Below are 10,054 nucleotides of genomic sequence, written 5' to 3'. Positions count from 1 at the left end.
CGACAACGGAGAAACTAGCAGCTTGATGTTAATGATTGTGAAATTCTAGGTCATCAGTACTTCTTGACAAAGAACCAAAAAAAGCAGGCTTCCACGATTGTGGAAGCCTGCTTTTATTGAATATTTGATTAGGTATCAAGGTTCGATATACACCTACGCGGACTATTAACTATGCTCATTACAGGATTCGAACCTGTGACCCCTTCATTACTAGTGAAGTGCTCTGCCAGCTGAGCTAAATGAGCAATAAAACTAACGTACTCTTAATATTCTGCCAGAAAATAAAAAAAGTGCAATAGTTTTTTTGAAATTAATTTATATTTTTTTAATTATTTTAACTTATTCTCGAATTTGACCATTGCCACGAATTAAATATTTGGTTGAAGTTAATTCGTTTAAGCCCATTGGCCCGCGTGCGTGAAGCTTTTGGGTACTAATACCAATTTCAGCACCAAAGCCAAACTTAAAGCCGTCGGTAAATCTTGTTGAAGCATTGACATACACGCAAGCTGCATCAATACGTTGTAAGAATTTTTCGCTGTTCGCGTAATTATCCGTGATGATTGATTCTGAATGTTTCGTATTATATTTGTTAATGTGCTCGATTGCTTCATCCAAAGAATCTACAACCTTCACTGCCATAATATAATCGGTGTATTCAGTACCCCAATCCTCTTCAGTTGCGACGTTAATGTCGGGTAAAATTGCCCGGGCACATTCATCCCCACGTAATTCAACATTATATGGTTTCAAAGCAGCCGCAATAATTGGCAAGAATTGTTCTGCAACAGAAGAATGAATCACAATCTTTTCAGCGGCATTACAAACCGAAGGACGCTGTGTTTTAGCATTCACAATAATATCCGCTGCCATTTGCGCTTGGGCAAATTCATCAACATAGATATGACAGTTGCCGGCACCTGTTTCAATGACTGGTACTTTAGCATTTTCCACAACGGTTTTAATGAGACGTGCACTCCCACGAGGGATTAAGACGTCAATATAACCGGTTAAGGCCATCATTTCATTCGCCGTTTTATGTGAGGTATCATGTAAAATTTGCACGGCATTTTCATCAATGTCGTTATCTCTTAAAACTTCTTTGATAGCTTCAACCAATTGAATATTAGTTAATAAAGCTTCTTTCCCACCGCGCAAAATAACGGCATTACCGGTTTTAAAGGTTAAAGCAAACGCATCAACCGTCACATTAGGCCGCGCTTCATAAATCATCCCAATCACACCTAAAGGTACACGTTGTTTTGTGATATACAAATCGTCTTCGGTTTTCCAACCTTTATCAATATCCCCAATTGGGTCTTGAAGGGCAACGACTTGTTCGACCCCAACCGCAATTTGTTCAATGCGTTCATCATCTAAAGTTAACCGATCAACAAAACTTGATACTAAGCCGTCAGCATTGCCTAAATCTTGATTATTTTTTTCAACAATTTCGTCCGTATGTTTACGTAAAGATTGTGCCACTAATTTTAAAATATGATTTTTTTGACTTGTGCTAAGTTGGCTCAATTGTTGAGCAGCTTGCTGAGCCTGCTGACCCATTGTAATTAAATCATCCATGATATTCACCTTTTCATTCACTAATCCCGTGCAAATAACGTACCGACTGATTTCCCATCTAATATATCAAAAATAACTTTCGGGTCTTCCCCATTAGCGAGCACCATTTGATGGCCTGCCTCAATGACGCGTTTGGCAGCTTTTAATTTCGTAATCATGCCACCCGTACCAAACCGCGTTCCACTACCGCCAGCTGAGTTTACCACTTCTTCAGTTATTTCGCTAACAAATGGTACTGTCTGCGCATCGGGGTGGGTATGTGGGTCTGCATCAAATAATCCATCGATATCCGACAAGACAATTAATAGGTCTGCCTCAATTGCAGTGGCTACCAATGCAGACAATTGATCATTATCACCAAAGGTAGTCAAATGATCCATTTCGTCGACCGACACACTATCATTTTCATTAACCACTGGAATGGCACCCATTAACAACAGTTGTTCAAATGTATTTAAGACATTCTTTTTACTGAGTGGGTAATCCATCACATCATGGGTCAACAAGATTTGGCCAATTTGTTGACTATAGCTAGCGAACCGTTGATTAAAAATCGACATCAGTTCATTTTGACCAATCGCTGCAATAGCTTGTTGCTGTGCCATTGCTTCCGGTCGCTTGGTCATATGCATTTGGCTGAGACCGACTCCCATCGCACCAGAGGTCACTAAAACCACCTCTAACCCACGATTTTGTACCGCACTGAGTGTGAATGCTAACTCATCCATCGTTTTTAAATTCAATTGTCCATCTGGATAAATCAAACTGCTTGTCCCAATCTTGACCACTAATCGTTTGGGAGTTTTAAATTGTGACCGACTACTCATCATTGCACCGCCATTTTAATATTTCTTTAATTCTAATCATTTTTTAACTTTTGCACAAGCCCATCACTCTGAAATCCCAATTGACTGGTTCAAATAGCGATTAGGTTGGCACGCTTCACTCAGTACTTCGGCTAATTGTGATTGTCCAATTCTATCACCGTTAATCCCAGTGCCTTCATTTGAAATGACTGCTGTTGTCGCGTTGATGACGATAGGTGTCGTCCTGACGATTGTATACGGCAGTTCCAATTCATCAATCATCTTTATCGCATACTGATAATCCAAGACTAAATTTTGATAATCCGAGCCCCACCATTGTTGCAGTCTCGGTTCCTCAACTTCTCCATTCACACCAGCAATTGATAACATCACTATTTTGCTTAATTTAATTTGTTTGCCATCAATCGCATCAATCAATCCAAAGACTTGCTGATCAACATCGCTATCATTTGGAAGCCACAGTAAAATATCATCTTGTTGCAATTGATCAAATGAATTCACCGTAACAGACTCAAGTACGGTTGGTTTAATAAGTGTTGCCAAACCTTTATTCAATTGATCTACTATTAACACTCGGGTCATCAGTTAAAACCTCATCAATTCATCTTTAACGGTTACATCGCTAATTCTAATATCTGTAATGGTACTTTGCTCTAATAGTGGCAACAGCGCTTGAATATTGCCACTAAAGATAAATCTAATTTCATCATTGGCCTCACGAATCACAAAACTACCCAAGGTTTCAGCCATTGCCACTGGGAAACCAGTACCTTTCACCGTCACCAAGCAATCCGTTGTGTCATGCGTGATTAGTTTTTGTACATGTCGTAATTTTCCATTATCGATATACAAAATTTCATCTGCAAAATACTGCATTTCGGAAATAGAATCACTACTAAAAATAATAATTGCCTGAGTCTTTTTCGCAAAATCTCTGAGTAGTTGCCAAATTTGAGTACGTTGTAATTCATTCATTTCTGCTGTCGGATTAGCTAACAACAAAATAGATTTTCCCTTCGCAATTTCGACAATAATCTTAAGTTGTTGTAACCGTCCTGCTTCTAACCCGTCTGCTGGTTCAATCAGATGAATATATAATTGTTTCAAAATTGCCGCCACTTGGTCTTTTGAAATCCCGCCATTATTTTTCTTTACTGTGCTACTAATGACTTCATCAACCGTGCCCCGTAACGAATTTTTATCATTACCATCGACATAACCAATTTGGTCTGCTAGTTTCTTACGGGCCTTATAACTGTCTTGTCCGTCAATCAAAATACTGCCATCATCTAATTTTGCCTGTCCGGCAATCAGCTCAAATAGTGAATTTGCACTATTAAAATCCGTTCCCGCAAGTGCAGAAACTGTCGCTGGTAAAAATTGACGAGAAAAATCTTCTAGTAGTACCTGTTTCTTCTCATTTTTAAATAATTTACTGATTTGAATTTTCGTCATCAATTGCTCCTCCTGAAACCACTTTCTTCAATAATACAAAAAAGTAGCGACAATTACCATTGTCCCTACTAAATTCGTACTGTTAACATTTTATTGATTTTAACGGTTCTTGCCGTTTAATCTAAAAACAGCCAACGTTGTTCATAGTGCGAACATCGACTGTTTTTTATTAAGACTCAAGACTTATTAGGTAGAATAGGTACTATATTTTAAACGATTTCAAGGTGAAGATCGCCAGCTTCAATCCATTTGAATGCACGCATTACACGATAGATAACAACTGAAATGAAGGCAGGTAATACGATACCACAGAAGATATATACCCAGAATGAATTCATATTAGTTGAAGCCAAGTTAAGTGGTGCGATTAATGAATTCAAGCCAAGTCCACCGATTGTATAGGGAACTTTAAATCCAAATACCAAGGTACCAACAGCAGCACTAACCATTGCTGCAACGAAGGTAGGTACACAGGCAGCAGGATTTTTAAGCAAATTAGTAAATTGAACCTTAGGAGTAATCAAACTTTGGGCAATGTTGGCACCCATGTTGTTTTCTTGAATTGACATTGCGAAGAAACCAACGAATTGAGCAGTAGTACCAATCAATGTTGCACCTGATGAAAGTGGATCAAGCGCAATCGCAATTGCTAAAGCGGCTGAAGAAGCAGGTGTCATCAAGAAGATTGAGAAAGCTAATGCCAAGAGCATTGAACCAAGTAATGGATTAACTTGCATTGCACCAGCAACCCATGCACTCAATGCGTTCAAAGCAGGTGTTACAACACTACCAGTAGCCAAACCAACTAATGTTCCAACAAACGTAGTACCCAATGGAACAAGCACCATATCCAAAGGTGTCTTACCAGTTAACCATTTACCAACCATAACAGCTACAAGAGCTGTCAAAACTGCACTAATTGGTTGTCCTGTTGTCATGATGACTGAACCAGCAGCTTCTTTGGCTTGCCAACCTGTAGCGGTAGTTCCACTAACAAGTGCTTTAGTTAAGTAAGCTCCGTTAGCTCCAACAACGGCAGCAGCCATTGTACTGTACATAACCAACGTATTAACTTTAAGTTGTGACGCAACCCCGGCACCAAATGCTGCAGGAAGTAAAACTTGAATAACTGCACCAACTTGGCCCAAAGCTTGCCAATGAGTAATATTAGAAATTGATTGGAATAAAAGTCCCATTCCTAACATAACTAAAACTGCATTTGCGACAGCGGAAGATACGTTATAGACGTAATCCCGGATTGTCATTTTTCCTTCTGATTCTACATTTTGCATAATATGTACCTCTTTCCTAGATGACCTATGTGTTGAAAAATTAAAATTGCATTAGAGAACAAAACCTATTTTAATCTCGTTATCATATAATTGTCAAGGGTATCTAAAGTAATTTTTGTGCATTTTGACTAGATGGCGCTTCCAAGTGCCGCTAAGTGGCCGTTGCCAATTTTAATTTTATTTTTTTCTATTAGTAACAATAACTAAATGAGTTATTTGACCTAATTATTCTAGCCAGTTTTTTTAATCTAATTTTAATTAACCAACGTTAACTAATTTCAAAAAAATAGCGCAAACCGATTTAAAATCGGTTCACGCTATCTAGTTAAATTCTCTTATTGATACTCTCTTGCCAATCACACGGGGTAAATTATGCCTTGTCTACCGCATGTCCACCGAAACCAGCACGCATTGCAGCAACTACTTTACCAGTAAAGTTAGTTTCTGGGTTACGCATTGAGTCGTAACGCATCATTAATGACATTGCGATAACTGGAGTTGGTACTTGCATGTTAAGTGCTTCTTGAAGAGTCCATTGACCTTCACCAGATGAATGCATACGTCCAAGCAATTCATCAAGATGTGGATCATTAGCAAAGGCTGCTTCAGTAAGTTCCATCAACCAGCTACGAACAACTGAGCCGTGGTTCCACAATTTAGCAACTGCTTCATTGTCATAATCATATTGGCTGTTTTCAAGGACATCAAATCCTTCACCAATAGCTTGCATCATACCGTATTCGATACCGTTATGAACCATCTTCAAATAGTGACCTGAACCGGCTTTACCAGTATAAAGGTAACCATCTTCTTCAGAAATTGGCTTGAAGATAGGATCAAGATACTTAGCAAATACTTCAGCGTCGTCTCCACCAATCATGAAGTTACCGCCATTACGAGCACCACTTTGGCCACCTGAAGTACCACAATCAAAGAAGTACATTCCAGCAGCAGTCACAATTTCGTTATGACGTAATGAGTCCTTAAAGTTTGAGTTACCACCATCAACAACTAAGTCACCCTTGTCAAGAAGAGTAGTCAATTGTTCAATAGTAGCGTCAGTTGGCTTACCAGCTGGTAAAAGAAGCCATGCAATTTTTGTGTCGCCTAATTTAGAAACAAGATCTTCAAGACTTGTTGCTGCAATAGCGCCTGCTTCTTCAGCAGCCTTTACATTTTCAGTTGTCAAATCAAATCCAACAACCTCAATTCCATTATCAAGCATATTTTTAGTTAAGTTAAGACCCATCTTACCAAGGCCGATCATACCAACGCGCATACTAAAAGTCCTTCTTTCATTTCGTTTGTTTTTGATTACGAATTACATTATATGCAAAAAACTATCAAAATGCAAATTATTTTTATGCAAATCATGCAACAAACTTCACAATCTGTTATAATAAACTTCAATAAGCAACAGGAGGACACCATGGCACTTCAACTATTCGATAGAATTTATTCCAAACGACCCGGCTTTGGGGCAAGTAGTCAAAAGATTGCTGATTTTTTGATTAACAACTTGCCAGATAGTAATCATCGTTCAATTCAAGAACTTGCCGATGAAATCGATACTTCCATTTCGACCATCTCACGGTTTGCCAAACGAATTGGCTATGATAATTATCCTGAATTACAATTAGCTATCAAACAACAGCTCGACAATCCAGATCAAATTTCAGCCGATATTGACAAGCATGATTCAAACATGCTGGTAGCAGAAAAAGTTTTCCGTTCAAATAGTTCTTCTTTAAATAAAACCTTTGATTTGTTATCTGAATCTTCATTAAACCAAGCTGTAGAATTAATTGCTCACTGTCAGCAGTTAATATTTTTTGGCTTAGGTGCTTCTGAAGTAGTCGCACTAGATGGGTATCATAAATTTCTTCGGACTCAAGTTGAATCCGTCTTCAACTCTGATTACCATATGTCACTCATGCAAGCCGCTAAAATGGATGAAAAAGATTGTGCCATCGTCATCTCTCATTCTGGCCAAAACTTGGATACATTAAAAATGGCCCGGATTCTCAAAGAAAATCACGTGCCGATTATTGTTATTACTAGTTTTTCTAGTTCAGCTCTTGCAAAATTAGGGACCGTCACTTTTTACTCTGCTTCAGACGATTCAAAGTATCGTTCTCAAGCATTGTCATCTTTAATTTCTCAAATGAGCATCATCGATTGCTTGTACATGTCAGTTATGCGTGACGAAGCTCGCCATAATAGTCCAAAGTTATCACGAATTAATTCGGTGATTGAACAAACGCGTGAATAACGTGTTTCACTTTCAATTCGTGCTGATTTTTAAAACGTGCCTCCCCAAAGCAACTCCGTCACTTAGCTTAACTAAGCCAAACCAATTCCAAGTTCGAATTGATTCGGCTTATTTTTCGCTAATGCTCCGGAGCTGAACACTTTGGTCGGCACTCTATTTTTTGAAACGTGCCTCCCCCATCAATTCACTCACCTAACTTAGCTAATCTGAAATCCACAGCTCATGCTTAGCCTTCGTTAGATGCTCGTGAACTATTCGATGGCTTCGACACTCTATTTTTATAAATATTTTGATCCTTCACGAACTGCCAATTTTGACAGTTCGTTTTTTTGGATAAAGTTACGAACCCAAGTTGGATTGGTTTTACTATAATCCCGTAAAGCCCAACCAATTGCTTTTTGAATGAAGAATTCATCAGTAGTCAAATCTGGTAAAATTGCTGTTTCTAATAGACTTGTATCGGTCTTATCTTTAAATGAGAGTTGCAATGTAATTGCTACCCGCCGCATCCAGAAATCATCATTCCCATTAAATAAATCAAAAATTGTCATGGCCTCTTCTGGATGTAACAAAATAAATTTACCAAATGGCACTCGCAGCGTATCAACAGTTTCCCACCAGGAATCGATTTTAAAATAATCGACAAACTGTATCATTTCTTTGATTGTAAACCGTTTATAATTTGCCTGAATTAAGTCAATCGCAACATATTTGTATTCGCGTTCTCTTCTATTGTAGAGTTCATCAATTGTTTGCAGCAACTCAACGAGTTCAATTTGTTTTGACTGTTTAATAACAGCTTTCGTTTGCTTAGTTCGTTCTGGCTTAGGCACGCCAACAAATGGAAAATGATTTTTCATATATTTTTCCATACCTACTCGAGCATCCCCATCGCCAATCAGCATCAATTTATCCATAATTCACCTTTTCATGTGCTTTTCTCAACATTATACATGAAAAAAGCTTAACCTCAGTTTGAGATTAAGCTTGATTTAATTATCCTTTAACATTCACTGATGAACGACGACGTTCATCAATCAAACACCAGCCTCCGAACAAGACAGTCCAGATGACTGCCCCTGTGGCAGGCACGGCACTCCCTGGTACAAAGAACAAGCTAATGAAAATTGCGATAAATGCGACAATCGTAATCACACTTGTATACTTGTAGCCTGGCATTTTAAAGCCATCTGCTAAGAAGTCGGTTGATTGACGATACTTACGATGAGCTAACAATGACAGGGTGTAAACGATGATATACATGTCACTCGAAACTGAGGTAACCAGTGTAAAGACCGCTGTTAAGCCCCCCGTAATACTCATTAATGGAGTAACAAACACCAAAGCTGCTGAAATAATAATGGCGGCAGCTGGTACACCATTTTTAGAAATGGTAGCAAAATGACGATGCAAGAATGAATCTTCAGATGATTCTTTCGCTAATTGATAAAAGTGACGACCAGCTGAAAAAATACTACTGTTCAAAGCTGAAGCGGCAGAAGTCAAAACGACAAAGTTAATCACTGCTGCCGCAGCTGGCAAGCCTGCTAAACTAAAAACTTGAACAAATGGGCTTTGTCCCGCTGTCAGTTGACGCCATGGAATAATCGCCATAATCACAACTAATGCACCAATATAAAAGAGTAAAATCCGAATTAACGTTTCATTAACGGCCTTTTTAATAATTTTACGTGGTGATTTTGCTTCACCAATTGTAATACTAACAAATTCAATTCCTTGAAAAGCGAAGAATACCATTGGGAATGCAGCTACAAAGCTTCCAACCCCTTTAGGAAATAATGAGTAGCCATTAGAAATATTGGTAAATGTTGAATGGCCAAATGGTGTTTTAAAACCAACCACCGCCATATAAATTCCGACTGCAATCATGGAAATAATAGCGATAATCTTAATCATCGCAAACCAAAATTCGGCTTCACCGAATAATCTTGCGGCAACTAAGTTAACACTTGTCAAAATAACAAGAAAGACAACTTCAATCAGCCATGCCGGTATTCCAGGCAACCAATATTGTACATACGTGGCAACCGCGGTAATCTCTGCCATACAGAGAAAAACTAAACCAATCCAATAAGTCCAACCAGTAAATCGCCCAACGCCATCACCTAAATAACGAGTTATAAATGCAACAAACGTATGTTGAGATGGATCTGAATAAAACATTTCACCAATGGCGCGCATCATTAAGAAAAAGACGACACCCAATAACATGTACACAAGTAATATTGATGGTCCAGTTTTGGAAATTGTGCTACCAGCCCCCAGGAAAAGGCCTGTTCCAATTGTTCCACCAATCGCAATCAGCTGCACGTGTCGATTGCTTAACGCCCGTTTAGTTCCATCTTCATTCGTGGTAATTGCTTCTTTTGCCATGATAAACCCCTTTTCAAAATGAATATATTCATTAAATTTGCGACTTTTGAATATAACACAGTATATGGGGAATTTTTTTCTAACGCATTATTCAAACTCAACAAAATGTGTAAATAGATTGTACACAATGTACAAATAGATAGGTCTATACCATCAATTTTATCTTTGTCACGTTTGCTTACATTAGTTGTTACATTCTCGCCGAATTTTAATTAAATCCAACAAAAAATCGA

Annotated in this window: 9 protein-coding genes and 1 tRNA gene; 1 reads left to right on the top strand and 9 read right to left on the bottom strand. The window is 38.4% G+C overall.

All coding sequences use genetic code 11. The features are described 5' to 3' along the window. Positions 1 to 172 precede the first annotated feature (172 nt). The 7 genes from FFM59_RS04730 to gnd form a co-directional block, all read right to left on the bottom strand. Positions 173 to 245 (bottom strand) — tRNA-Thr (locus FFM59_RS04730). Positions 246 to 339: 94 nt separating this feature from the next. Next, complete coding sequence (locus FFM59_RS04725; protein WP_137601902.1) at positions 340 to 1,584, bottom strand: glutamate-5-semialdehyde dehydrogenase; 1,245 nt, start codon at positions 1,582 to 1,584, stop codon at positions 340 to 342. Positions 1,585 to 1,601: 17 nt separating this feature from the next. Then, positions 1,602 to 2,408 (bottom strand): glutamate 5-kinase, encoded by an 807-nt coding sequence (proB, locus tag FFM59_RS04720; protein ID WP_137601901.1) that lies wholly within the window; start codon positions 2,406 to 2,408, stop codon positions 1,602 to 1,604. Positions 2,409 to 2,471: 63 nt separating this feature from the next. Further along, the gene (locus FFM59_RS04715; RefSeq protein ID WP_137601899.1) at positions 2,472 to 2,990 is read right to left on the bottom strand and encodes an NAD(P)H-binding protein; all 519 of its coding nucleotides are present in this window, start codon (positions 2,988 to 2,990) and stop codon (positions 2,472 to 2,474) included. A gap of 3 nt (positions 2,991 to 2,993) precedes the next feature. After that, complete coding sequence (locus FFM59_RS04710; RefSeq protein WP_137601898.1) at positions 2,994 to 3,863, bottom strand: ATP-binding cassette domain-containing protein; 870 nt, start codon at positions 3,861 to 3,863, stop codon at positions 2,994 to 2,996. A gap of 209 nt (positions 3,864 to 4,072) precedes the next feature. Further along, positions 4,073 to 5,155, bottom strand: a complete 1,083-nt coding sequence (locus FFM59_RS04705; RefSeq protein WP_137601897.1) for a PTS sugar transporter subunit IIC — start codon at positions 5,153 to 5,155, stop codon at positions 4,073 to 4,075. Between the two features lie 370 nt (positions 5,156 to 5,525). Continuing rightward, complete coding sequence (gene gnd, locus FFM59_RS04700; RefSeq protein WP_137601896.1) at positions 5,526 to 6,434, bottom strand: phosphogluconate dehydrogenase (NAD(+)-dependent, decarboxylating); 909 nt, start codon at positions 6,432 to 6,434, stop codon at positions 5,526 to 5,528. 150 nt (positions 6,435 to 6,584) lie between these two features. On the opposite strand from gnd, the gene FFM59_RS04695 reads away from it, so the two are divergent. Then, on the top strand, positions 6,585 to 7,427 hold the full coding sequence (locus FFM59_RS04695; RefSeq protein WP_170175934.1) for a MurR/RpiR family transcriptional regulator: 843 nt from the start codon (positions 6,585 to 6,587) through the stop codon (positions 7,425 to 7,427). Positions 7,428 to 7,705: 278 nt separating this feature from the next. On the opposite strand, the gene FFM59_RS04690 is transcribed toward FFM59_RS04695, so the two are convergent. Together FFM59_RS04690 and FFM59_RS04685 are read right to left on the bottom strand one after the other, a co-directional pair. Next, on the bottom strand, positions 7,706 to 8,344 hold the full coding sequence (locus FFM59_RS04690; RefSeq protein WP_137601894.1) for a DNA alkylation repair protein: 639 nt from the start codon (positions 8,342 to 8,344) through the stop codon (positions 7,706 to 7,708). A 79-nt stretch (positions 8,345 to 8,423) separates the two neighbouring features. Next, positions 8,424 to 9,821 (bottom strand): amino acid permease, encoded by a 1,398-nt coding sequence (locus FFM59_RS04685; RefSeq protein ID WP_137601893.1) that lies wholly within the window; start codon positions 9,819 to 9,821, stop codon positions 8,424 to 8,426. Positions 9,822 to 10,054: the final 233 nt, after the last annotated feature.

Origin of the sequence: Paucilactobacillus nenjiangensis (genome assembly GCF_005405445.1) — a bacterium.
GTDB lineage: Bacteria > Bacillota > Bacilli > Lactobacillales > Lactobacillaceae > Paucilactobacillus > Paucilactobacillus nenjiangensis.
Note: the sequence above shows the minus strand (reverse complement) of the source record. Positions and strands in the feature narration are given on the sequence as shown.

Bases quoted from the DNA above. Each gene is read 5' to 3' on its own strand.
- FFM59_RS04705 (WP_137601897.1), bottom strand. From the start codon at position 5,155: ATGCAAAATGTAGAATCAGAAGGAAAAATGACAATCCGGGATTACGTC.
- FFM59_RS04685 (WP_137601893.1), bottom strand. From the start codon at position 9,821: ATGGCAAAAGAAGCAATTACCACGAATGAAGATGGAACTAAACGGGCG.
- FFM59_RS04695 (WP_170175934.1), top strand. From the start codon at position 6,585: ATGGCACTTCAACTATTCGATAGAATTTATTCCAAACGACCCGGCTTT.
- FFM59_RS04710 (WP_137601898.1), bottom strand. From the start codon at position 3,863: ATGACGAAAATTCAAATCAGTAAATTATTTAAAAATGAGAAGAAACAG.
- proB (WP_137601901.1), bottom strand. From the start codon at position 2,408: ATGAGTAGTCGGTCACAATTTAAAACTCCCAAACGATTAGTGGTCAAG.
- gnd (WP_137601896.1), bottom strand. From the start codon at position 6,434: ATGCGCGTTGGTATGATCGGCCTTGGTAAGATGGGTCTTAACTTAACT.
- FFM59_RS04715 (WP_137601899.1), bottom strand. From the start codon at position 2,990: ATGACCCGAGTGTTAATAGTAGATCAATTGAATAAAGGTTTGGCAACA.
- FFM59_RS04690 (WP_137601894.1), bottom strand. From the start codon at position 8,344: ATGGATAAATTGATGCTGATTGGCGATGGGGATGCTCGAGTAGGTATG.